This window comes from Streptomyces sp. CG4 (assembly GCF_041080655.1).
Lineage (GTDB): Bacteria > Actinomycetota > Actinomycetes > Streptomycetales > Streptomycetaceae > Streptomyces.
The window spans coordinates 1306808-1328389 of sequence record NZ_CP163525.1; the positions used below are offsets into that span (position 1 = coordinate 1306808).

General features: G+C 72.7%; 18 protein-coding genes, 2 pseudogenes and 2 riboswitches. Of the genes and pseudogenes, 6 read left to right on the plus strand and 14 right to left on the minus strand.

The genetic code is table 11. The annotated features are described in order from the left end of the window. Positions 1–60: 60 nt before the first annotated feature. Positions 61–1491: a short-chain fatty acyl-CoA regulator family protein gene (locus AB5L52_RS06000; protein WP_351022806.1), complete on the minus strand. Its 1431-nt coding sequence runs from the start codon at positions 1489–1491 to the stop codon at positions 61–63. 376 nt (positions 1492–1867) lie between these two features. On the opposite strand from AB5L52_RS06000, the gene aceA reads away from it, so the two are divergent. The 3 genes from aceA to AB5L52_RS06015 are packed head-to-tail and all read left to right on the plus strand — an operon-like array spanning position 1868 to position 5679. Further along, positions 1868–3151: an isocitrate lyase gene (gene aceA / locus AB5L52_RS06005; protein WP_369362875.1), complete on the plus strand. Its 1284-nt coding sequence runs from the start codon at positions 1868–1870 to the stop codon at positions 3149–3151. 60 nt (positions 3152–3211) lie between these two features. Continuing rightward, complete coding sequence (gene aceB, locus AB5L52_RS06010) at positions 3212–4804, plus strand: malate synthase A (protein WP_369362876.1); 1593 nt, start codon at positions 3212–3214, stop codon at positions 4802–4804. Then, positions 4801–5679 (plus strand): 3-hydroxybutyryl-CoA dehydrogenase, encoded by an 879-nt coding sequence (locus AB5L52_RS06015; protein WP_369362877.1) that lies wholly within the window; start codon positions 4801–4803, stop codon positions 5677–5679. The genes aceB and AB5L52_RS06015 overlap by 4 nt, the downstream gene beginning before the upstream one ends. Positions 5680–5758: 79 nt before the next feature. Here AB5L52_RS06015 and AB5L52_RS06020 read toward each other — a convergent pair. After that, positions 5759–6169 (minus strand): annotated as a pseudogene (locus AB5L52_RS06020) (citrate/2-methylcitrate synthase); the annotation flags it as partial. Between the two features lie 118 nt (positions 6170–6287). Here AB5L52_RS06020 and AB5L52_RS06025 point away from each other — a divergent pair. Continuing rightward, positions 6288–6604, plus strand: a pseudogene (locus tag AB5L52_RS06025) (short-chain fatty acyl-CoA regulator family protein); the annotation flags it as partial. Positions 6605–6635: 31 nt separating this feature from the next. After that, complete coding sequence (locus AB5L52_RS06030; RefSeq protein ID WP_351568208.1) at positions 6636–7220, plus strand: histidine phosphatase family protein; 585 nt, start codon at positions 6636–6638, stop codon at positions 7218–7220. Between the two features lie 49 nt (positions 7221–7269). Here AB5L52_RS06030 and AB5L52_RS06035 read toward each other — a convergent pair whose 3' ends face one another. The 5 genes from AB5L52_RS06035 to AB5L52_RS06055 form a co-directional block, all read right to left on the minus strand. Continuing rightward, positions 7270–7635 carry a hypothetical protein gene (locus tag AB5L52_RS06035; protein ID WP_369362878.1) on the minus strand — a complete coding sequence of 122 codons (366 nt, stop codon included), beginning with the start codon at positions 7633–7635 and terminating at the stop codon, positions 7270–7272. A 147-nt stretch (positions 7636–7782) separates the two neighbouring features. After that, complete coding sequence (locus AB5L52_RS06040) at positions 7783–8535, minus strand: CbtA family protein (RefSeq protein WP_369362879.1); 753 nt, start codon at positions 8533–8535, stop codon at positions 7783–7785. 21 nt (positions 8536–8556) lie between these two features. Beyond that, positions 8557–8778 carry a CbtB-domain containing protein gene (locus tag AB5L52_RS06045; RefSeq protein WP_351568199.1) on the minus strand — a complete coding sequence of 74 codons (222 nt, stop codon included), beginning with the start codon at positions 8776–8778 and terminating at the stop codon, positions 8557–8559. 36 nt (positions 8779–8814) lie between these two features. Continuing rightward, positions 8815–8953, minus strand: a riboswitch (cobalamin riboswitch). Positions 8954–9142: 189 nt separating this feature from the next. Further along, positions 9143–10219 (minus strand): enoyl-CoA hydratase/isomerase family protein, encoded by a 1077-nt coding sequence (locus AB5L52_RS06050; protein ID WP_369362880.1) that lies wholly within the window; start codon positions 10217–10219, stop codon positions 9143–9145. 152 nt (positions 10220–10371) lie between these two features. Continuing rightward, a complete protein-coding gene (locus AB5L52_RS06055; protein WP_369362881.1) occupies positions 10372–10779 on the minus strand; it encodes a (2Fe-2S) ferredoxin domain-containing protein in 408 nt (135 codons plus the stop codon). Between the two features lie 60 nt (positions 10780–10839). Next, positions 10840–10962: riboswitch (cobalamin riboswitch) on the minus strand. 315 nt (positions 10963–11277) lie between these two features. On the opposite strand from AB5L52_RS06055, the gene AB5L52_RS06060 reads away from it, so the two are divergent. Continuing rightward, complete coding sequence (locus AB5L52_RS06060) at positions 11278–12975, plus strand: hypothetical protein (RefSeq protein WP_369362882.1); 1698 nt, start codon at positions 11278–11280, stop codon at positions 12973–12975. Positions 12976–12985: 10 nt separating this feature from the next. Here AB5L52_RS06060 and AB5L52_RS06065 read toward each other — a convergent pair whose 3' ends face one another. The 7 genes from AB5L52_RS06065 to AB5L52_RS06095 form a co-directional block, all read right to left on the minus strand. Further along, positions 12986–14293, minus strand: a complete 1308-nt coding sequence (locus AB5L52_RS06065) for a cation:proton antiporter (RefSeq protein WP_369362883.1) — start codon at positions 14291–14293, stop codon at positions 12986–12988. After that, positions 14293–15483: an acyl-CoA dehydrogenase family protein gene (locus AB5L52_RS06070; protein WP_369362884.1), complete on the minus strand. Its 1191-nt coding sequence runs from the start codon at positions 15481–15483 to the stop codon at positions 14293–14295. The genes AB5L52_RS06065 and AB5L52_RS06070 overlap by 1 nt, the downstream gene beginning before the upstream one ends. After that, a complete protein-coding gene (locus AB5L52_RS06075; RefSeq protein WP_369362885.1) occupies positions 15480–16271 on the minus strand; it encodes a thioesterase II family protein in 792 nt (263 codons plus the stop codon). Before AB5L52_RS06075 ends, AB5L52_RS06070 begins: the two co-directional genes overlap by 4 nt. 517 nt (positions 16272–16788) lie before the next feature. Then, the gene (locus AB5L52_RS06080; protein ID WP_351568178.1) at positions 16789–18039 is read right to left on the minus strand and encodes a benzoate/H(+) symporter BenE family transporter; all 1251 of its coding nucleotides are present in this window, start codon (positions 18037–18039) and stop codon (positions 16789–16791) included. Continuing rightward, complete coding sequence (locus tag AB5L52_RS06085; RefSeq protein ID WP_369362886.1) at positions 18036–19430, minus strand: FkbM family methyltransferase; 1395 nt, start codon at positions 19428–19430, stop codon at positions 18036–18038. The genes AB5L52_RS06080 and AB5L52_RS06085 overlap by 4 nt, the downstream gene beginning before the upstream one ends. Next, on the minus strand, positions 19427–20614 hold the full coding sequence (locus AB5L52_RS06090; RefSeq protein ID WP_351022848.1) for an alpha/beta hydrolase: 1188 nt from the start codon (positions 20612–20614) through the stop codon (positions 19427–19429). The genes AB5L52_RS06085 and AB5L52_RS06090 overlap by 4 nt, the downstream gene beginning before the upstream one ends. Beyond that, the gene (locus AB5L52_RS06095; protein WP_351568172.1) at positions 20614–21558 is read right to left on the minus strand and encodes a chlorinating enzyme; all 945 of its coding nucleotides are present in this window, start codon (positions 21556–21558) and stop codon (positions 20614–20616) included. Before AB5L52_RS06095 ends, AB5L52_RS06090 begins: the two co-directional genes overlap by 1 nt. Positions 21559–21582: the final 24 nt, after the last annotated feature.

Sequence of the window (21582 nt, forward strand, 5' to 3'; positions counted from 1 at the left end):
CGCAAGTGGGCGACGGGGACAGCGGCCGGAAACGATCAGGGGGGCCGGAGGAGTCGGTGGTCAGCCACCCGCTCTTTCACCAGGCGAGTCAGCAGAATCGGCAGAGTCCGCCACGGGGTACGGCACGAAGGTGCCGGTGTTCTGGTCGATGCGCAGCGGGTGGCCGAGGGGTGGGGCGGCGCGCTGGGGGCAGTCGAGGCGTTCGCAGACGCGGCAGCCCATGCCGATGGGAGTGGCGGCGGAGGCGTTGGTGAGGTCGAGGCCGTCGGAGTAGACGAGCCGGTGGGCGTGCCGGATCTCGCAGCCGAGGCCGATGGCGAAGGTCTTGCCCGGCTCCCCCCAGCCCCCGCGGTGCCGGGTGATGGCCCGTGCCGTCCACAAGTACCGCTGGCCGTCCGGTGTTTCGGCGATCTGGACATGGATGCGGCCGGGCGCGGCGAAGGCCTCGTAGACGTTCCAGAGGGGGCAGGTGCCGCCGGCCCGGGAGAAGTGGAAGCCGGTCGCCGACTGGCGCTTGGACATGTTGCCCGCCCGGTCGACGCGGACGAAGGAGAAGGGCACGCCGCGCAGGCGCGGGCGCTGGAGGGTGCTCAGGCGATGGCAGACGGTCTCGTAGCCGAGGCCGTAGCGGTCGGTGAGGCGTTCGATGTCGTAGCGCACCTCTTCGGCGGCCGCGTGAAAGGCGCCGTACGGCAGGATCAGGGCCGCCGCGAAGTAGTTGGCGATGCCGATGCGGGCCAGGCGGTGGGCGGGCGAGCCGGGCGCGAAGTCCTCGGCGGCCTGGCGGTCGAGTGCCTCGCCGCGTTCGAGCAGGGCGAGCTGGATCGCCATGCGGAACGCACGCTGTCCGGGGCGCAGTCGGGTGGAGAGGTGGAGGGTGCGGGTCGGCTCGTCGTAGTGGTGCAGGTAGTCGCCGGTCGCACCGGTCAGCCGGACGCCGTGCCGGTCCGCGAGGCGGGCCGCCAGTGCCGGTACGACCTCGCCCGGCCGGATGCCGATCTCCAGGGCGAGTTCCTCCGCCGCGAGGTCGATGTCGTGGAGGTAGTTCTGGCGGCGGTAGTAGAAGTCCCGGACCTCCTCGTGGGGTGAGCGAGGCTGCTCCCGGTCCGTGCCGCGGCCGTCGCCGAAGTGCTCGGCGAGCCGTTGGTTGCGGCGGCCGAGGTCCAGCAGGACGCGGGCGACGTCGGGCATGCGGGCGGCGAGGTCCGCCAGATCGGCCGCGGAGACCCGGGCCTCGGCGAGTTCCCCGGCCAGCGCCTCCCGGAGGTCCGCCACCAGACGGGTCGTGTCGCGCTCGGAGAAGAACCCCGGGTCGACGCCGAACGCCTCGGTCAGCCGCAGCAGCACGGGCACGGTGAGCGGCCGGGAGTCGTGCTCCATCTGGTTCAGATAGCTCGGCGAGATGCCGAGCACACGCGCCAACTCGGCCTGTGCCAGACGCCGTTCCTCGCGCAACCGCCGCAGACGCGCCCCCGCGTACGTCTTGCTCACCCGCTCCCCCTCCGTCCCCGGTGTCCGCCCAGCCTACGTGACCGGGTCGCCCGCACACGCTTCGCAAACTTGGCAGACCACGACCCGAAGATTCGCAGAAGTTGGCAAACGTCCACGGTTGATGGCACCCAGTGCCAGTGCCAGAGTTCAAGCGCGGCCCGCCGGACACCGGCGACAACCGCCCGGAACCGGGGCGCGATTCATGCCCTGACGTCGGAGATCCCGGCACCGGCGGAGTCGTGACCGGCAGCCTTGCTCAGCTCCGCCCGCACGCGTGCCGGCGGACCGCACCCCAGTCAATCGACACACAGTGCCACTCCTGGCCGCAAGGACAGGGGAATTGGCATCCCGTACAGACCGAGGAGACGTGACCGTCATGGCAGAGTCGAGGACGCAGGCGGCCGAGGAACTCGCGCGGCGCTGGGCCACCGACCCCCGGTGGCAGGGCATCGAACGCACCTACAGCGCCGAGGACGTGCTCCGGCTCTCCGGCAGCGTCCGCGAGGAACACACCCTGGCCCGGCGCGGCGCCGAGCGGCTGTGGCGCCAGCTGCACGAGCGGGACTACATCCATGCGCTCGGCGCCCTGACCGGCGGCCAGGCCGTGCAGCAGGTCAAGGCCGGGCTGCAGGCCATCTACCTGTCCGGCTGGCAGGTCGCCGCCGACGCCAACCAGGCCGGCCACACCTACCCCGACCAGTCCCTGTACCCGGCCAACTCGGTGCCGCAGGTGGTGCGTCGGATCAACAACGCGCTGCTGCGCGCCGACCAGATCGCCATCGCCGAGGACGCCGGGGACACGACCGACTGGCTCGCGCCGATCGTCGCCGACGCCGAGGCCGGCTTCGGCGGCCCGCTGAACGCCTTCGAGCTGACCAAGGCGATGATCGCGGCCGGCGCGGCCGGCATCCACTACGAGGACCAGCTCGCCTCGGAGAAGAAGTGCGGGCACCTCGGCGGCAAGGTCCTGGTGCCGACCTCGCAGCACATCCGCACCCTGAACGCCGCCCGGCTCGCCGCCGACATCGCCGGCGTTCCCACCGTCGTCATCGCCCGCACCGACGCCCTCGCCGCCACCCTGCTGACCAGCGATGTCGACGAGCGCGACGCCGAGTTCGTCACCGGCGAGCGCACGGCGGAGGGCTTCTACCGGGTGCGGGGCGGCATGGCGCCCGTGATCGCCCGCGGGCTGGCCTACGCCCCGTACGCCGACCTGATCTGGGTCGAGACGGGTACGCCCGATCTCGCGCAGGCCCGCGAGTTCGCCGAGGCGATCCACGCCCGGTACCCGGACCGGATGCTCGCCTACAACTGCTCGCCGTCCTTCAACTGGAAGGCGGCGCTGGACGACGACCAGATCGCCAAGTTCCAGCGGGAGTTGGCCGCGATGGGCTACCGCTTCCAGTTCATCACGCTGGCCGGGTTCCACTCCCTGAACCACGGCATGTTCGACCTCGCGCGTGGTTACGCCGAGCACGGCATGACCGCGTATGTCGGCCTGCAGGAGCGGGAGTTCGCGGCGCAGGCCGACGGCTTCACGGCGGTCAGGCATCAGCGCGAGGTCGGCACCGGCTACTTCGACCTGGTGTCCACGGCCGTGAACCCCGCCTCTTCGACCACCGCGTTGGCCGGGTCCACGGAGAAGGAGCAGTTCCACTAGGCAGCCCGGCCGAGCGGGGGCCCACGGCCCCCGCTCCCCTTCCTCCCGCAGGAGAACCCGATGTCCACCACCGCACTGACCCACCATGTCCGCGTCCTCGCCGCACCCGGCCACCGCCACGACGAGATCCTCACCCCCGCCGCCCTGGACTTCGTCGGTCGTCTGATCGCGGCCTTCGGCACACGCCGCCAGGACCTGATGAGGGAACGCCGCCGACAGGCCCTGCGCCTGGCCGCCGGGTCCCTGCTCGACTTCCCCTTGGTCACCTCCGCCGTCCGTGCCGACCCGAGCTGGCGCGTCGCGCCGCCCGCGCCCGGTCTGACCGACCGGCGGGTCGAGATCACCGGCCCGCCGGAGCGCCGTACGACGGTGAACGCACTCAACTCCGGCGCCCGGGTGTGGATAGCCGACTTCGCGGATGCGACCGCTCCCACCTGGGAGAACATCATCGGTGGCCAGCTGAACCTGCTGGACGCCGTCGAGCGGCGGATCGACTTCACCGCCGGGGACGGCAAGGAGTACCGGCTCGGGGAGCAGCTCGCCACCATCGTCGTACGACCGCGCGGCTGGCATCTGGACGAGGAGCATCTGGAGTACGACGGCCGGCCGGTGCCCGCCGCGCTCGTCGACTTCGGTCTGTACTTCTTCCGCTGCGCCCAGCGGCAGATCGACGCCGGGTACGGCCCGTACTTCTGTCTGCCGAAGCTGGAGAACCGGTACGAGGCCCGGCTGTGGAACGACATCTTCGTCCTCGCCCAGGAGTTGCTCGGCATCCCCCGGGGCACCGTCCGCGCCACCGTGCTCATCGAGACGATCACGGCCGCGTTCGAGATGGAGGAGATCCTGCACGAGCTGCGCGAGCACAGCTCCGGCCTCAGCGCGGGCCGCTGGGACTATCTGTTCAGCCTGATCAAGACCTTCGGCCACCGCACCGACTGCCTGCTCCCCGACCGTGCCAAGGTCACGATGACCGCGCCCTTCATGCGGGCGTACACCGCACTGCTCGTGCGCACCTGCCACCGGCGCGGCGCCCATGCGATCGGCGGGATGGCCGCGCAGGTGCCCGGCGAGGACCCGGACGCCCATGAGGCCGCGGCGGCCACGGTGCGGCTGGACAAGGAGCGGGAGGCGGAGGACGGGTTCGACGGCTCGTGGGTGGCCCACCCGGGGCTCGTCCCGGTGTGCCGTGCGGTGTTCGACGGCGTCCTCGGCGACCGGCCGCACCAGCTCGACCGGACGCGGGACGACGTGGCGGTGACGGCCGGTGACCTGCTGTCCGTGCGCCGGCTCAGCGGCCCGCCGACCCCGGACGGCGTGCGCACCAACATCGCTGTCGCGCTGCGCTACTTCGCCGCCTGGCTGCGCGGGCAGGGCGCGGTCGCCCTCCACGGCCTCATGGCGGACGCGGCCACCGCCGAGTTCGCCCGGGTGCAGGTCTGGCAGTGGCTGCGGCACCGGGTGATCGACCGGGAGACGGTCCTGCGGCTGCTCGACGAGGAGACCGCGAAGCTCGGCGCCGAGTATCCCTGGGCGCCGGTGGAGGAGGCGCGGGCGCTGTTCGAACGCACCGCGCTGTCCGGGGAGTTGCCACTGTTCTTCACACCGGACGCCTACTCCCGTCATCTCGTGCGGCACGCGAAGGAGGGGTCATGAGCGGGCGTATCCGAAGGGTGGGCGTGGTCGGTGGCGGCCAGATGGGCGCCGGGATCGCCGAGGTGTGTGCGCGGGCCGGTCTGGACACGGTGGTGTGCGAGGTGGACGCGGCCGCGGCCCGTGCCGCGCGGGAACGGGTGGCGGGCTCGCTCGACCGCGCCGTGCGACGCGGGAAGCTGCCCGAGAGCGCCGCACAGGACGCGCTCGCCCGGCTCGTCTTCACCGGCGACCTGACGGACCTGGCCGACCGGCAGCTGGTCGTGGAGGCCGTCGTGGAGAGCCCCGACGCCAAGACCGAGGTCTTCGCGGCACTCGACAAGATCGTCGAGGATCCGGCGGCCGTGCTGGCCACCAACACCTCGTCCTTGTCGGTGATGCGGCTCGGCAGGGCGACCGGACGGGCCGACCGGGTCGTGGGCCTGCACTTCTTCAACCCCGTTCCGGTGCTGCCGCTGGTGGAGGTCGTGACCTCGCTGCACACGTCGGCCGACACGGTGGCCGCGGCCGAGGAGTTCGCGGGCCGCACACTGGGCAAGACGGTGATCCACAGCCGGGACCGGTCGGGTTTCGTCGTCAACGCGCTACTCGTGCCGTATCTGCTGTCCGCGATCCGGATGGCGGAGTCCGGCTTCGCCACCGCCGCCGACATCGACACCGGCATGGAGCTGGGCTGCGCCCACCCCATGGGCCCGCTGAAACTCGCGGACCTCATCGGCCTGGACACGGTCGCCTCCATCGCCGAGTCGCTGTACGACGAGTTCCGCGAGCCCCTCTACGCCCCTCCCCCGCTGCTCCAGCGGATGGTCGAGGCGGGACTGCTGGGCCGTAAGACCGGCCGCGGCTTCCACCCGTACGACCCGTACGACCAGGACTGAGGCCACCGCCCGCAGGAACAGGGCGGAGACCGCCCGCGCGACCAGGGCTCGGCCCGCTACCCGCCGCCGCGCACGCCGCCCGCTGGTCCGGACCCGCGTAGGCGGCGAGGGGCCGGACCAGCGCGTTGTGGGCGAGCTGTTCGGTGACGTGGGTGGTCCGGCCGTGCTGCGACTCATCGCGAAGAGGGATGTGAAGGCCGAGGTGTCGAAGCCGATCAGGTGGCGGGCGAGCCCGGCCGGGTAGTCGGGGTGGGGATGGACGCCCTTGCGGGTGAGCGAGCATGGCGTGATGCAGGGCCGCGTGCAGCTCGGCGAGACGGGGGATCTCGGGGTCGGTGGCGCGGGCGACCAGGCGGTCCAGGGCGTCCCGCGTGATCGGCACACGGGAGTCGCTGTGCTCGTAGACGCGATGGCCGAAGCCCGTGATCTTCCGCCCGCCGGCCGGCGCCTGCTCCAGCTGCTCCTCGGCCCGGCGCGGGTCGCCGACCTCCGTCGGCGCATTCCGCGGATGCTAAGTTCGCGGGCGAGGCGAGGAGGTGTGCGCATGGTCCGGCGACCGGCCGACCGCCGGCCAACCGGCGCTGCTGGAGCATGGCCCACTGCTGGACCACCGGATGAGCACCCTGCAGCGCACCGGGCGACGGGGCGTGCCGTTCTCGTTCCTGCGGGTCGACCGGGCCGGCGACATCTCCAAACGACGGTCCGCGTGCCGCAGTTCGCGGGCGAGCGCGACGGCGAACTCGGCGCGCGGGGCATGGTGACCCTGGACGACCCCCGGGCCGCGAACCGCCGGCGGCCTGGGCTGCCGGATCCGCGAGCGTCGCGACTGCGGCCAGCGGGCCCGCCCCCGGCCGGCGGACGGTCGGCCGTCGACCCGGACCGGCGTCCGTATGTGCCGTACGCGGTCGAGTCCCGCACCCCATGACACCGATGACACGGACACCAGGAGCAGCCGCGTGACCAGCCGCGTGACCTTCGTCTCGCCCGCCATGAGCCCATCTCTGCGGCAGGCCCGCTTCTACGACGGCGACTCCGTCGACGACATCGGCGCGGCCGGTGCCCGGGCGGCGGCCGGGTCACTGCCCGCACCCGCCCGCGTGGTCACTTCCGCCAGTGTGCGCTGCCGGGAGACGGCCGAGGCACTCGGCCTCGACGGCGCGGCGGCAGCGGAGCTGGCCGGTCTCGATGTGGGCCGCTGGCGGGGCCGCACCCTGCAGGAGGTGGGGGCCGCGGAGCCGGAGGCGGTGGGCCGCTGGCTCACCGATCCCGGCTGGGCGGAACACGGTGGGGAGTCGGTGCGGGACGTGTGCGAGCGGATCGGGCGCTGGCTGGACACCGCCCAGGACATGGACGGCCGTACGGTCGCCGTGGTCGAGCCGGAGGTGGTGCGGGCGGCCGTCGTCGCCGCCCTCGACCTGTCCGCCTCGGTCTTCTGGCGCCTCGATGTGCCGCCGCTGACCGTGACCGAGCTCAGCGGCCGGTCCGGGCGGTGGAATCTGCGGCTGGGGCGTCCGCTGGCCGCACCGGAGGAGGACGACTAGGCGCCGCCGGCCGGGGGTTCAGGCCGACCAGGGAGCGCCGAAGGGCCGTTCAGGCTGTCGGGCCCCGATGGCGGCGCAGCAGTGCCGCCACGGCGCAGCGCAGGCAGGGGGCCGCGGTGGCGTCCACCACGGGCTCGCCGTCGGGGCTCGTGGCCGGTGCCATGTGGGGGTGCCCCTGGCAGGTCTCCGCTGGGGTCTGCCCTGGGCAGGGCTCTCCCGGGGTGGCTATGAGCGCCTCCAGGTCGTGCAGGAGCCGTTCGTTGCGCTTGGCCTGCTGGGCGAGGACCCGGACGCGGGCGCTCTGGCCGCCGATCTGGCGGCGACTGGCGGCCAGTTGCTCGTACTCCTCCAGGGTGAGGGCGACCGCGTCCCGGCCGCCGAGGGTGATGCGGCGCGGCTGTGAAGGTCTGGCCATCCGCTTCCTCCGCGCCTCGCCCGGGTGGTGGGCGCCCGATCGGCCGGCTTCCGTGCCCTGCCCGTGAAATCCCGTGTGCATCGGTGTCCGTTGAACGCCAGAGGGCCCTTGGAAGGTTCCGAAGGGCCCTCTGTTGTCCGGAAGGAGTCAGTGCGCGGCCGGAACCGCACGTCCGCTCTTGGCCGCCGCCGGCTTGGGGTTCAGCACCCGCTCGGCCAACTCGCCGAAGAGAAGGCCGAATCCGCCCCACATGACGGTCTGGATCGCCAGTGCCGAGAGCCGGAACCGCCACAGCAGGGTCGCCGGGAAGTCCTTGGGCACCTCGTTGACGACGGGCAGGAACTGGTAGGCCAGGCCGATCACGACGGCGAACGCGGCCACCGCGACCACGGTCGCCCACCAGGTGCCCAGGCTCGGCGCGAGCCGCTTGCCCAGGAGGGTGGCGGCGATCGCCAGGAGGACGCTGAGCAGCATCATCAGGAAGTACAGGGTGGTCCGCTTGCCGATGGTGTCGGGGCTGCCGACCGACGGCGGATTGGCCGGGTACTTCAGGAACGGCACCACGTACACGGCGAACAGGGCGCAGCCCGACAGCAGCAGCGCCGTGGCGCGCGGGCTGAAGCGGCCCACGCGGCCGAGGGCGAAGCAGTACGCGAGCGCGGCGATGCCGCCGAAGGCGACCCCGTAGACGAGGACGCCGGTGGCGAGGCCGGCGGTGGACTGCAGGGAGCGGGAGACGACCGCCATCTCGTGCTCGTGGGAGTGGGCGTCCTCGAAGCTGATCGCCTTGTCGACGTTCGGCTCACCGAGGAGATAGGCCACCACCAGGGCGAGCACGCCGGCCGCGAGGCCGGCGAGCATGCCCCGTACGAGAAGGTTCCGTACGGTTGCGGATTTCATGTGTGCACGGGGTCCCTCGCGTCAGTGGCAGGGGAAACCGAGCAGGTGGCGGGCGTCGTGCACCCACTCGTGGACGTCCGTGCCGCTGAACACGGAGGTGGCGCCCTGCTCGGCGCCGACGAAGTAGAGCAGGACCATCATGAGGATGCCGAAGAACACCGCCCAGGGAGCGATCGCCTTCAGCGGCAGCTTGGCGGGAACGACGGGGGTGGTGGCTGTCGGCTGGGCGACGGTCTGCGCCATGGCAGGACCCTCCTCTGGGAGTTCGCGTCCCATCTCGGTGGTGCACAGGACGACGGCCACGGGTCTGACTCACGAGCCCCCTGGGGGTCCCGCATACAGTGGCGCGACCGTGCCGGATTCCCACCGGCTTCCGTGTCGCCGTCGTCGATATCGGACCGACCGTACCGCGTGACGCGACCATGGCCAAGACCGCCTCCGCCCGACGTGATCTTCCTCTCCCACCAGGCGGGACGGCAGAGGGCCGGTGGGTCGGCAGTGGCGGAATTCCGGCGGTCGTTCGTCGATGAAGGCCGCCGCGACCTCGCCGGTTCGGCGGCCATGCGGGCGTCCAAGTGCCCGGGTCGACCGAACGCGACGGTCCTGCTCACCAGGCCGCCTCCCGGGCGTCGCCGGGCCCGGCGAGCCCCAGTTCGCGGTCGCCGAGCGGGGCGAAGAAGCGGGCCACGTCGGCGTCGGAGACCTCGGCGAGGGTCTTCGGGAACCAGCGCGGATCGCGGTCCTTGTCGATGACCTGGGCGCGGATGCCCTCCACCAGGTCGGCTGTGCTCAGGGCGGCGCAGGAGACGCGGTACTCCTGGTCGAGGACCCGTTCCAGCGGGCCGAGACGCCGGGCGCGGCGCACTGCGGCCAGGGTGACCTTGAGGGCGGTGGGCGACTTGGCGAGCAGGGTATCGGCGGCCTCCTTCGCGTCCGGGCCGCCGTGGGCGAACAGCCGTTGAACGATCTCCTCGACCGAGTCGGCGGCGTAACAGCCGTCGATCCACTCGCGCCTTGCCGTCAACTCCCCTTGTGGCGGCGGCTGTACGTGCCGGGCGAGGACGTCCGGCAGGGGCATCTCGGCGAGGTCGTCGACGAGGGAGCGGAGCGCGGCGGACGGTACGTAGTGGTCGGCGAGGCCGCACAGCAGGGCGTCGCCGGCGCCGATCTGCGCGCCCGTCAGCGCGAGGTGGGTGCCCAGTTCGCCCGGGGCGAGGGCGAGCAGATAGGTGCCGCCGACGTCGGGGACGAAGCCGATGCCGGTCTCGGGCATCGCGATCCGCGACCGCTCGGTGACGATGCGGACGCTGCCGTGCGCGGAGACGCCTACCCCGCCGCCCATCACGATGCCGTCCATGAGCGCGACATACGGTTTGGTATAGCGGGCGATACGGGCGTTGAGGTGGTACTCGTCGCGCCAGAACGCGGCCGAGAGGGTGCCGTCGCCGGCGCGGGCGTCGTCGTGGATGGCACGGATGTCGCCGCCCGCGCACAGTCCGCGCTCTCCGGCGCCGGTGATGACCACGGTCTCGACGGCCGGGTCGTGCTCCCACGCCGTCAGTGCCTCGTCGATACGGCGCACCATGGCGTGGGTGAGGGCGTTGAGGGCTCTGGGCCGGTTGAGCGTGATGTGGGCGGCCCGGCCCGCGGTGTGGAACAGGACGGGTTCCCCGCTGCCGGTCATCCGAACGCCTCCGGCAGGTCACGGGCCACGATGAAGTACATGATCTCCTTGGTTCCTTCCAGGATCTGCGGGACCGGTGCGCAGGCCGCGGACGGTGTTCCCGCGGCGCACGCCGGCGGCTGCGGTGCGAGCGCGCGGCATGCCCTTCCTGGCTACGGCCGGTCTTCGCCGAGTCGTCGTCGGGGCGGTGTGAACGTGTACAGGTCGAGGATGTCCGGCCGGGGAGCCACGCCCGGGCCGCCGGCGCGCACCCAGCCGACGATGTCCTCGGTCGCGTCCGGATCGTTGACGAGCCCGAGCCAGACCGGCCGCGCACCGGCGGCCCGGCCCGCGGCCGAGGGCTGTACGACGATGACGTTGGCCTGATCGCACACGTCGAGGCACTCGGAGATGCGCACCGGCAGCTCCGCCCGCAGCCGCGCGGTCTGCGCCGCGTGATCGACCCCGGTCACCTTGGGACTGCCGCAGCAGCAGTCCCGGCACACCACGACCCGGCACGGCGCCGCACCGCTCGCCGCCGCCGGCTCGCCTGATGTCTCTTCCGTCGGCGTCCCGGGCATGCCGTGCCACTCCCCTCCCGGGGAGATCCGCCCCGGTGTCCGTCGAGGAGGCGACCGCGTGAGTCTCCTGGCTCCCGGGTCGTGGCTCGCCCCGCCTTCCCACCCCGGGCGGGGCGGTGGCCTGCCGGAACTCGCTCACCGGTCACAGTGGCGGGACCGCGCCGGACTTCCACCGGCTTCCTCGGACCGCCGTCGCCTTATGTCGCCGATCATCATCCCATCACCGGGGCCGCGGGCGGACGGCGCCCTCGGGCGCGCGACGAGTCCGGGGCGCTCATGATGGGTTCGGGTGCCTGTTTTGCGTACCGAGCGCACACTTCGCGTACCCAGCGCACCCCTCGCGTCGCGGGCGCACACTTCGCGTCCCGGGCGCGCGCCGCACGTCTCGGGCGCACGCCATGGGTGAGGCCGCTGTGACCGGTGAGCGGTCCGGGCCCCTGCGGGGCATACAGAATGTGACCAACTCGTCGCTTTCCGCACCGAATCCGGGAGTCGTGGATGCAGAAACAGGAACAGACCGTCGTTCACCGTGGCAGGACCCTGGCATGGGAGGGGTTCGTCACCGGGCCCGATCTGCTCTCGACCGAGGAACTGGAGCAGGTCTCACGGCGTCTGCTCGGGACGGATCTGGCCGGTGCGAAGGAGGCGGCGGGCAAGGAGCTGCTGCCGTTCGGGGCGTCGCGCGGCCAGGTGCCGGCCATCGTGCTGGGCACCGCGTCCACGCTGAAGGGCTGCTTCGAGGCCGATGTGGCCCAACTGGCCCTCGGCCGCTCACCGGACGACTTCTCGGCGTACAACGAGGCGCGGGCGGTGTATCTGGCCGCGCCGGGCGACCTGGTCGTGGGCCGGGGCGAGCCGTGGCGGCAGGCGGTGGCGGCGTCCGCGGCGGTGCCCGTGGAGGTCCCCGAGCTGCGCTACTACTACCTGACGCACGCCCTGCTGGCGATGGCGGCCGACTCGCTCGCGGACCGGCCGGCGCCGCCGCTGGAGCGTCTGGTGCGGCAGTTGAGTGCCGCGCCGGAGACAGTGGTGCGGCTGTTCGCGATCGACACCGAGGCGCGGGTGCTGCTGCTCTGGCTGAAGCGTGCGGCGGGCCTGGAGCGGCTGCGGGTGGACGCCAACGGGCCGGAGGTCGCCGAGCGGTGGAACCGGAAGACGACGCTGTACCCGACGGTCGAGGACGCGATGGGCGTCTCCGCGCCGAGGGCGGTGGACGCCCCGGAGTCCTCCTTGGCGGCGGAGGCCGAAGTGACGGCGTTCCACCGGGAGTTCGGCGTGCTGCTGCCCCGCCTGCCCGGCTACTCGGTCTCCCGGGCCGGCGCCGACGAGGCACTGCTGCGTCACCGGGTGCACACGGCCGCCCGGCTGTTGCGCGAGCGGTACGGGCTGGAGCTGGGCTGTTTCAAGCCCGCCGAGGCACTCACCGGGAGCAGGATCCGTATGGCCGTGCCGCTGGCCGACGACGCGGCGCTCGACGCGCTGGCCCGCCAGGCGATGGAGACCGAGGAGGACTACGTCCTGGAGGCGCATACCCACTATCTGCGCCACCGCCTGCCCGGCTACGAGTTCATCCTGGCGCCCTCCGCCCATGTGGTGGCCGGACAGCCCGCCGAGGGCGGAACGGTGCAGATCACCCGGGGCAGCGTCTGGGAGGGCAGTGTCTATGTGGACGAGGAGACCTGCGCCCGGTTCGACATCACGCCCGCTCAGTTCCGTGCCGTACGGGAGGGCATGGCGGCGCTGCACGGCGCGTTCCAGGGGGCGGGGCGCGATCTGGGGTTCGTCAAGGGCGGTGTGGACTTCGCCATCGCCCGTCTGGGTGGCCGTTTCGGCGGGCGGCCGGTGGTCGCCATGCAGGATCTAAATCTCTCCTCGAACGGCGCCGAGTACGTCCGGGCGTTTCTCGCCGAGGCGCGGGAGGTGCTCGGCACGCGGCAGGGGGTGTACGCGGCGACGAAGGTGGTGCGGCCGACGACGGAGACGGATCTGAAGCGGCTGGAGGACAGGGTCGAGCGGCCCGGGCACGCGGGGTGGGCGCGGGCGATCACCTCGGTGGCCGGGCGCTGGGGGCTGATCGGGGTCGCGGCCCGGTGTCCGCGGCAGGCGGCGCAGGAGGTGCTGGAGCTGGAGCAGCGGCTGCACCGGGCGGGGCTGCTCCGTACCAGCGTGTGGGACAAGTCCGTGCGGGCCTCCTGAGGCGGGGCGGTCAGGACCTCTTCTCCTGATGCGCGGGGCGGGACGCCTCCCGGCCGCCTGCCGCAGGCCCGGGACCACGGCCCGTCCCACGCTCCGCGGGCCCGCCGTCCCCCACCGTGACCAGGCCGCCGCTGTGGAGCAGCGGCCCGGTCATGACCGTGGTCAGCACCGCCATCACCACCAGGATCGAGTAGAACGCCTGGTCGATGAAGTGCAGTTGGAGTCCGACGGTGAGGATGACGATCTCGGTAAGGCCCCGGGTGTTCATCAGCACCGCGACGGTCTTCGCCTCCCGCCGGGGCAGGCCTGCCGCGGCGGCCCCGAACCCGGCACCGGCCATCTTCGTCACAACCGCGACCGCCAGCATCACCGCCAGCCCGCCGAGGTGTGCCGCGCGGAACGTGGTCAGATCGACTCGGGTGCCCGCCACCACGAAGTAGACGGGGAGCAGGATCTGGGTGGCCGACTTCTCCAGCCCGTCCATCACGGAGACCCGCAGCCGCTCCCCGGCGTCCTCCCGGGGCATGACCGCGCCGAAGGCGAACGCCCCGAAGACGAAGTGGATGCCGAGCCATTCCGTGGCGGCGCAGGAGGCCATGAGCCCGGCGGCCATCACGACCACGGCCGCCGCCGGGTCCGGCGCCCCCGCCCCGCGCCCGCGCAGCAGCCGGGCAGCCAGCGGACGCACCACCCCGATCAGCAGGGCCAGGTAGAGGGGCACGAACGCCATGTGCCAGGACTGGGTGCTGGTGAACAGCGCGGCGACGACGGCGAGACACGCCCAGGCGACCAGGTCGTTCACGCCCGCGGCAGCCATGGCGATCCGGCCGGCGCAGGTGTGGTTGAGCCGTTGGTCGGCGAGGATCCGGGCGAGGACCGGGAAGGCGGTGACGGACAGGGCGACGCCGGTGAAGAGCACGAATCCCGGCGCACCCGAGGGCGCGTGGTCCGCCGCGAACGGCAGCGCCGCGAGGCAGCCGCCGGCCAGGGGCAGCAGCACCGACCCGGTCGCCACGCACAGGGCGCTGCGGCCGCTTCCGCGCAGGAAGGCGGGGTCCATCTCGTAGCCGATGACGAACATGAACAGGGCCAGGCCGACGTTGGCCAGCGCCCCGAGGAGCGGCTGGACCTCGTCGTAGGGGACGGCGTCCCGCCAGCTCCAGGTGTGGGACAGCAGGGTCGAGCCGAGCAGCACGCCGGCGACGATCTCGCCGACCACGGCCGGCTGCCCCAGCCGTCGGGAGCCCGCGGCGCACAGCCGGGCCACCCCCAGCACGAGGGCTAACGCCAGGAAGAAGTACGCCGTCTGATTGCCCATCAGTCGCTCCTCGCCGTCGTGCTCCGGTCGGCGGGGCGGTTGAGCACCGCCCGCCCGATGAGGTCGCGCATCACCTCGCTGGGGCCCGCGGCGATGGTGGCGGCGCGGGCGTCCCGCTGGGCACGGGCCGCGTGGGAGGTCTCCAGGTAGCCGTGCGAACCCTGCAGCTGCAGCGCGGTGTCGGCGAGCCTGCAGGCCAGTTCGGTGGTGTGCAGTTTGGCCATCGAGCACTCCACGGCGGGCAGTTCGCCCTGCTCGTACAGCCACGCGGTGTGGTGGACGAGCTGCCGTGCGGCCGCCAGTTCGGTCGCCAGGTCGGCGACGCGGTGCACCAGCGCCTGCTTGTGCGCGAGTTCCTCGCCGGCGACTTCGCGTGCGCGCAGGAAGGCGCGCAGCTCTTCCAGGGTGCGGTCCATGCCGCCGAGGGCCAGGGTGGCGGCGACCAGCCGCTCCAGTTGCAGTCCGCGCATGAGGTAGTAGAAGCCGTTGCCGAGGCGGCCGATGAGCCGGTCGGCGGGGATCCGCACCGCGTCGAAGGTGACGGTGGCCGTGCCGGCGGAGCGCCAGCCGAGGGTGCGCTGCGCGGTGCGGGCGACGCCGGGCAGGGCGGTGTCGATCACCAGCAGAGACAGCCCGGTGGCGCCGCGGGGCCCGGCCCCGCCGGGGGCGGTGCGTACCGCCGTGACGAGGAAATCGGCGGTCATGGCGTTGCTGACCATCGACTTGGTGCCCTCGACAACGAAGTGGTCGCCGTCCCGGACGGCCGTGGTGGCGAGCCCCGACAGGTCGGCTCCGGCACCGGGTTCGGTGATCGCGAGGGCGGCCACCCGCTCGCCCCGCACGGCCGGCGCGAGGTACTCCCGGCACAGGCCGGGCCCGCCGACCCAGGAGAGGTAGTGCGTGGCCATGTAGGCATGGACGGAGACGGCCGCCCGCAGCCCGCCGAACCCGGTGCGGCCGAGTTCCTCCAGGAAGACGACGGAGGTGAACAGATCGCCTGCGCCGCCGCCGACGGCACGTGGATACAGCAGGCCCAAGTAGCCGTGCTCGCCGAGGAGTTTCCACACCGGGGCGGGAACGGTGTCCTGTTCCTCCCAGCGGGCGGCGTACGGCATCACCTCGGCGGCCAGGAACGCACGCACCTCCTCGCGAAAGGCGGCGTGGCCGTCGTCGAAATAGGGTGACTTCACGATCCGTCGCTCCTTCGTCGCTCCGCCAGGCTCAGCGTGATCTCGTCGTCGAGCAGCCCGAGCAGGTCCCGGGCGTGGTCGTGCAGGAAGAAGTGGCCGCCGGCGATGCGGTGGGCGCGGAAGCCGTGCGGCGCGAGGGTCCGCCAGGCGGCCACCGCGTCCGGCGGGGCGACGTCGTCGTCCTCGCCCCAGAACGCGGTGACGGGCACGGGCAGCGGATCAGGTGCCGGGCGGGCCCAGGTCTCGGCGAGCCGGATGTCCGCGCGGAGCATCGGGTCGAGCATGGCCATCAGACGGGGATCGGCGAGGACGTCGGCGGGTGTGCCGGCGAGCCTGCCGAGTTCCGCGCGGAACCCCTCCGTGGGCAGGTCGTGGATGGCGGGCAGGGCGCGCGGCACGTGCGGTGCCCGGCAGCCGGACAGCAGGACCCGCTCGGGCGGCCGGGCGAGGGGCCGTACGACGGTCTCGTAGACCAGCATCGCGCCCATGCTGTGCCCGAACAGCAGGTACGGGGAGGGGATGTGCTCTTCCAGCGCGGCGGCGAAGTCCCGGGCCAGCGACGGCCAGTTGGGCGGGACCCTCTCCCGCAGCCGGTTCTCGCGCCCCGGCAGCCGTACGGCGACCAGTTCGCTGTCGGCGGGGAGCCGCTCGGCCCATGACCGGAATACGCCCGCTCCGGCTCCGGCGTAGGGGGCGCAGACCAGTCTCAGACGGGCCTGCGGCCGGGGCAGCGGACGGTGGAACCAGCGCCCGGACGCCGCGGTGCGGGCCCCAGCCGTACCGTTCATGTCCGGCTCCTGTCAGTCCGCCGCGGCTCTGTACGGATCTTGACCGTCCTTTCCAGGTCCGGCTCCTGTCGGGCGGCGGCTGGGGCCCGGTGCGGCTCCTGGCCGTCCCGTCCGTTCCGGCTCCGCCCGCACGGCGGCTGAGGCTCGGCGCGGGACCGGGCCGTCACTGTCATATCCGGCTCCTGTCAGTCCGCTGCGGCTCTGTACGGATCTTGACCGTCCTTTCCAGGTCCGGCTCCTGTCGGGCGGCGGCTGGGGCCCGGTGCGGCTCCTGGCCGTCCCGTCCGTTCCGGCTCCGCCCGCACGGCGGCTGAGGCTCGGCGCGGGACCGGGCCGTCACTGTCATATCCGGCTCCTGTCGGGCGACGGCTGGGGCCCGATGCGGGACCTGGCCGTCCCGTCCGTTCCTGCTCCTGTCGGGCCGTGGCTGGGGCTCGGCGCGGGTCCTGGCCGTCCCGGTCGCTCCGGCTCCGCTCGCACGGCGGCTGAGGCTCGGCGCGGGACCGGGCCGTCACTGTCATATCCGGCTCCTGTCGGGGGGCTTTCGGGGCTCGGTGCGGGCCGGGGTGGGTGGGGTCGGTGGGGCGGGGCGTTGGCGGGTGTGGGTCACGAAGGCCGTGCACAGGCCGGCGAGCAGGCCCCAGAAGGCGGAGCCGATGCCGAGCAGGGTCACGCCGGACGCGGTGGTGAGGAAGGTGACCACGGCCGCCTCGCGCCATCGCTCGTCGGACAGCGCGGTGCTGAGCGAGCCGCCGATGGTGCCCAGGAGGCCCAGCCCGGCGATGCCGGCGACCAGGGCCGGGGGCAGGGCGGTGAGCAGGGAGCCGACGGCTCCGCCGAAGATGCCGACGCAGAGGTAGAAGATGCCGGCCCAGACCGCTGCCGTATAGCGCCGGCGGGGATTCTCGTGGGCCTCGGGGCCGGTGCAGATGGCGGCGGTGATGGCGGCGAGGTTGAGGCCGAAGAGGCCGAGCGGCGCGAGCAGCAGGTTCACGCCGCCGGTCCAGCTGATCAGCGGTGACACCGGGACGTGGTAGCCGTCGTTGCGGAGCACCGCCACGCCGGGCAGGTTCTGCGAGGCCATGGTGACCACGAACAGGGGCAGGCCCACGCTGATCAGCACCCGCCAGGAGAACTCCGGGGCGGTGAAGACGGGCGAGGCGACATGGAACTCCACTCCGCCCAGATGCAGCGAGCCCTCCGCCGCCGCGGCGACGACTCCGGTGACCAGCGCCGCGATCACGGCGTAGCGGGGCAGCCAGCGGCGGGACAGCAGGTAGGCCGCGAACATCGGGAAGACCACCGCGAAGCTGCCGTGCATGCTGCTGAACAGCCGGGTGCCGAACTCCAGGAGGACTCCGGCAAGCAGCCCGGCCGCCAGGGGCACGGGGATGCGGTCCATGCCGCGCTCGAACCAGCCCGTCACCCCGCACACGGTGATGAGGGCCGCGGAGAGCAGAAAGGCGCCGACGGCCTGTGCCATGGTCGCTCCGTGCAGGCTGGTCGCCATCAGCGCCGCGCCCGGCGTCGACCACGCGGTCACCACCGGCGCCCGGTAGCGCAGCGACAGGCCGATGCAGGTCACGCCCATGCCGATGCCCAGCGCCAGCATCCAGGAGGTGAGCTGGGCCTGGTCGGCGCCCGCGGCCCGGGCCGCCGTGAAGACGATCGCCGCCGAGCTGGTGATGCCCACCACGACGGCGATCAGTCCCGCCGCGACGGCGGACGGCGGCGCCGCCCGGCGCAGCAGGTGGTGCAGGGAACTCATGTACGCGCTGTCCTTTCGGGGTCCCCACTGGCCGCGACGGCGGCGGCCAGCGCGCCGAAGGTGCTGTCGGTGAAGATCAGATCGGGGGTGAGGGCGTCCTCACCGAGTTCGCTCTCCAGGGTCGCCATCAGGCGTACGGCGGTCAGGGAGTCGCCGCCGAGGTCGAAGAAGTCCGCGTCCGGCCGTACCGCCTCCGGGCCGAACAGCTCCGCCCAGATGCGGGCGAGCACGGCGACCCGCGGTGAGGCCGGGGCACTCCGCTCCGGGGCGGGCCCGTGGCCGTCGGGGTGGGTGGCGAGGTCGGTGGTGAGGGTGTAGCGGCCGGGCACCGGCAGCTCGGGCAGGCGCCGGGCGACGAGGTCGCGCAGTTCCTCCTCCAGCCGGCGCAGGGTCAGGCCGCCGACGGGTGCGGTGAGGCTCGTGGGCGTGGTTTCGGTCCCGGGGCGTCGGGCGTAGATGGTGTGACAGGGCGTCAGGGCCAGCCGCGCGTCCTGTTCGTGGGCGACGTCGAAGCCGCGGCCCGCCAGTTCGGCGAGGACGGCGGCGAGGCGTCCGTCGATGTCGTGGACCTCCAGCACGATCCGGTCGATGCGCGGCCACAGCTCCTCGTCGATGCCGTCCAGGACCTCGGCCTCGGCCTTCTCCACGTCAATCTTCAGCAGGTCGATGCGGGCGAGGCCGTGCTCGTGGACGACGGCGGTGAGCGTGGTCACGGGCACCTGGCGGGTCCGCGCGGTCATCCGGTCGGCCGCGAGGCGGTCCAGGTGCTCGCCCTGCTGGGCGTGCTCCCCGGTCAGCAGGTAGCCCTTGAGGACCGCCAGGTCCTCGGCGGTGTCGGCGAACCGGCCCGACATGACGCTGTTGTGGGGGTAGAAGGTGAACTCCGCCCTGCCCTCGGCGCGGCCCAGAGCGGTGCACAGTACGGTGGCGTCCACCTGGTGCAGCTCGGCGTTGACGGCGACCGCGTCGGCCAGTTCGGCGACGGGCTCGACGGCGATGATCCGGGCGCCCGGACTGCGCCGGGCCACGCAGAGCGTGAACATGCCGATGTTCGCCCCGACGTCCACCACGACGGCGCCGGCGGGCAGGGTGATGCCGTGCCGGAAGTAGGCGTTGTCGGTGAAGATCTCACGGTGGAGGAACTCCGTTTCGCTGCGGTTGAGTCCGGCCACGCGCAGTTCTCCCGCGGGCTCGTGCCAGCCGAGGGCGGTACCGAGTCGGCCGGCCGCATCGAGGGCGGCGGAGCGGTGCAGCACGTCGGCGACGGGGTCGGGCACGATCCGGGCGTGCCCGCCACCGTCGCCGGTGACCGTCGCGTCGGCCACCGCGGGGTGTTCCCTGAGCACCTCGGCCAGGCGCTGGTGCCGGGCGCTGTCGGCGATCTCGTTCATGTGCCCTTCCGGTCGGGGACGGTCACGGTGTGCAGGAACTCCCGGGCGAGTGCGACCAGTTCGGAACCTCCGTCGAAGGCGGTGAGATGGTCGCCGTCGGGCATCGTGCGCAGTGCGGCCCGGGGCAGGCGCGCGGCGACGAACTTCGAGCCTGCGGGGTGGGCCGTGGTGTCCCGGTCGCTGGTGACGACCAGGGCCGGCTGTGGGGCGTCCAGCAGCCCACGGCAGTCGGCCGACATGATCGCTCCGTTCAACAGCCCGTAGCGGTACAGCAGTTCGGGGGTGGCGTAGGGGTGGATGAGGTAGTGGGCGATGTCCGGGCGCAGGGTGTCCAGTGTGCTGGGCCGGCTCATCAGCCGGTGCATGGCCGTCGCCTGTACCGGACCCCGGGAGACCATGGCCAGCAGGGACTCCACATCCCGCTGGTGGGCCGTCTTGGGGGCCTCGCCGCCGAGTTCGTAATCCCCGTGCCACAGGCTCAGGGAGGTGATCCGGTCCGAGCGGGCGGCCGCCGCGAGCGCGACGACCGCTCCCCCGCACAGGCCCAGCGCATGGGCCTCGGCGATACCGAACCCGTCGAGAACGGCCAGCACGTCCTCGCTCTGGGCGTCGAGCGTGTGGTCGGCCAGATCGCCGAGGCCCGTGCCGGCGGCGGCGAACAGGCCCCGGCTCTCCCAGGTGACGACCCGGTACTCCATGGACAGGGCGCCCAGCCAGCGCGCCACCAGCCCGACGGGCATGCCGCAGGCGCTGACGACGGCGACGGCCGGTGCGTCCTCGGGACCGGCGATCCAGCACCGGAGCGGCGTACCGTCCCGGGCGGGCACCAGCACGGCCGGCCCGGGAAAGGCGGCGAGCGCCGACCGTGCCGCCTGCTCCGGTTCGCCGTCGGTGACGGCGCCGGGTGCGCGCAGCGCCAGCCGCCGGCTGACCGCGAGTTCGACCGCGGTGAGACCGTCCGGCTCGCCCGCCACCTCGACTTCGGGCAGGCCGAGGGCGCGGGTGACCCGGTCGAGCAGTTCCTGGGCCGCCGGCAGGGACCGGGTGGCGAGCGGTTCGGCGGGCGCCACCCGTATGCGGTCCGGTACGGCGCGGATGATCGACGCGGTGTCCAGCAGGGCGTGGGCGAGCGTGCCCGGCGAGCCGTCGCCGGGCACGCTGCCCGCCGCGGACGGCGTGGCCATCAGGCCCCCGCCGGCGACTGGATCACGAAGGGATGGTCCCGGGTGGTGCGGGTGGCGATGCGGTTGTGGCCGTATGTGTCGGCACCACTGACCAGTACCGCGCCGTACCGGTCCAGGCTGACCCGGCCGCCGTACTCCTCGATCTCGTCCGTGCCGGGGTAGATCTCCACGGACGTGGGCACATAGCGTGCCGCGAATCCCATCCGCATGTCCCTGGTGCGGCCCTGGTGCGGATGCGAGGCATGCATCAGGGTGGACCAGAACATGATGAACTGACCCGCCCGCATCTCCATCGAGACGGCCTGGGACTCGTCGGGTTTCCAGTCCGGGTCGATCTGCAGTTCGCGGTAGTCGTAGCCGAAGAAGCCGCGGCGCACGCCGTCCTTGTCCACGCTCGTGTTCTGGTCCGGCGCGTAGTGCATGCGCTTCGTCTCGTCGTAGAACATCGTGCGGTGCGTGCCCGGTATGAACTGCAGACAGCCCATCTCGGCGCTCGCCTCGGTGAAGGCGCACCACACCGTGATGGTGCCGCCGAAGTCCGAGCCGCCCGGCCACTGGATCTGCGGGGTGCCCGACGCGTTGGCGAACGTGTCGGCCTGGTGCCAGTCGGTCCCTTCGTCTCCCGGGTGCTTCGGGAAGAACTCCGTGCGCCAGCACAGCACATCCGGGCCCAGCACCGAGGCGACCCGGTGCACGATCTCCGGCCGGGTGATGTGCTCGGCCAGGAATGCGTGGTCGAGGTGCCGGTCGTAGTTGGAGATGTTCGTCGCCGCGGACACCGCCGCGTCGTCGCTGTAGACCGCCGAGCTGCGATCCAGCAGCTGCAGCCGGGTGCGTCCCCAGGTCTTCTTGATCTCGTCCGGCTCATACAGCGTGAACGGACCCGCGTAGCCGTTGCGGTGGAAGGCGGCGAGGTCTTCGGGGCTCAGCGTGAAATCGGGCATTGCGCTCGTGCGTCCCTTCATCGT

Coding starts and splice junctions, on each gene's coding strand:
- AB5L52_RS06055 (WP_369362881.1), bottom strand. CDS start 10,779: ATGCCCGGGACGCCGACGGAAGAGACATCAGGCGAGCCGGCGGCGGCG.
- AB5L52_RS06080 (WP_351568178.1), bottom strand. CDS start 18,039: ATGAGTTCCCTGCACCACCTGCTGCGCCGGGCGGCGCCGCCGTCCGCC.
- AB5L52_RS06045 (WP_351568199.1), bottom strand. CDS start 8,778: ATGGCGCAGACCGTCGCCCAGCCGACAGCCACCACCCCCGTCGTTCCC.
- aceB (WP_369362876.1), top strand. CDS start 3,212: ATGTCCACCACCGCACTGACCCACCATGTCCGCGTCCTCGCCGCACCC.
- AB5L52_RS06065 (WP_369362883.1), bottom strand. CDS start 14,293: ATGGGCAATCAGACGGCGTACTTCTTCCTGGCGTTAGCCCTCGTGCTG.
- AB5L52_RS06095 (WP_351568172.1), bottom strand. CDS start 21,558: ATGCCCGATTTCACGCTGAGCCCCGAAGACCTCGCCGCCTTCCACCGC.
- AB5L52_RS06015 (WP_369362877.1), top strand. CDS start 4,801: ATGAGCGGGCGTATCCGAAGGGTGGGCGTGGTCGGTGGCGGCCAGATG.
- AB5L52_RS06090 (WP_351022848.1), bottom strand. CDS start 20,614: ATGGCCACGCCGTCCGCGGCGGGCAGCGTGCCCGGCGACGGCTCGCCG.
- aceA (WP_369362875.1), top strand. CDS start 1,868: ATGGCAGAGTCGAGGACGCAGGCGGCCGAGGAACTCGCGCGGCGCTGG.
- AB5L52_RS06040 (WP_369362879.1), bottom strand. CDS start 8,535: ATGAAATCCGCAACCGTACGGAACCTTCTCGTACGGGGCATGCTCGCC.
- AB5L52_RS06035 (WP_369362878.1), bottom strand. CDS start 7,635: ATGGCCAGACCTTCACAGCCGCGCCGCATCACCCTCGGCGGCCGGGAC.
- AB5L52_RS06075 (WP_369362885.1), bottom strand. CDS start 16,271: ATGAACGGTACGGCTGGGGCCCGCACCGCGGCGTCCGGGCGCTGGTTC.
- AB5L52_RS06085 (WP_369362886.1), bottom strand. CDS start 19,430: ATGAACGAGATCGCCGACAGCGCCCGGCACCAGCGCCTGGCCGAGGTG.
- AB5L52_RS06060 (WP_369362882.1), top strand. CDS start 11,278: ATGCAGAAACAGGAACAGACCGTCGTTCACCGTGGCAGGACCCTGGCA.
- AB5L52_RS06050 (WP_369362880.1), bottom strand. CDS start 10,219: ATGACCGGCAGCGGGGAACCCGTCCTGTTCCACACCGCGGGCCGGGCC.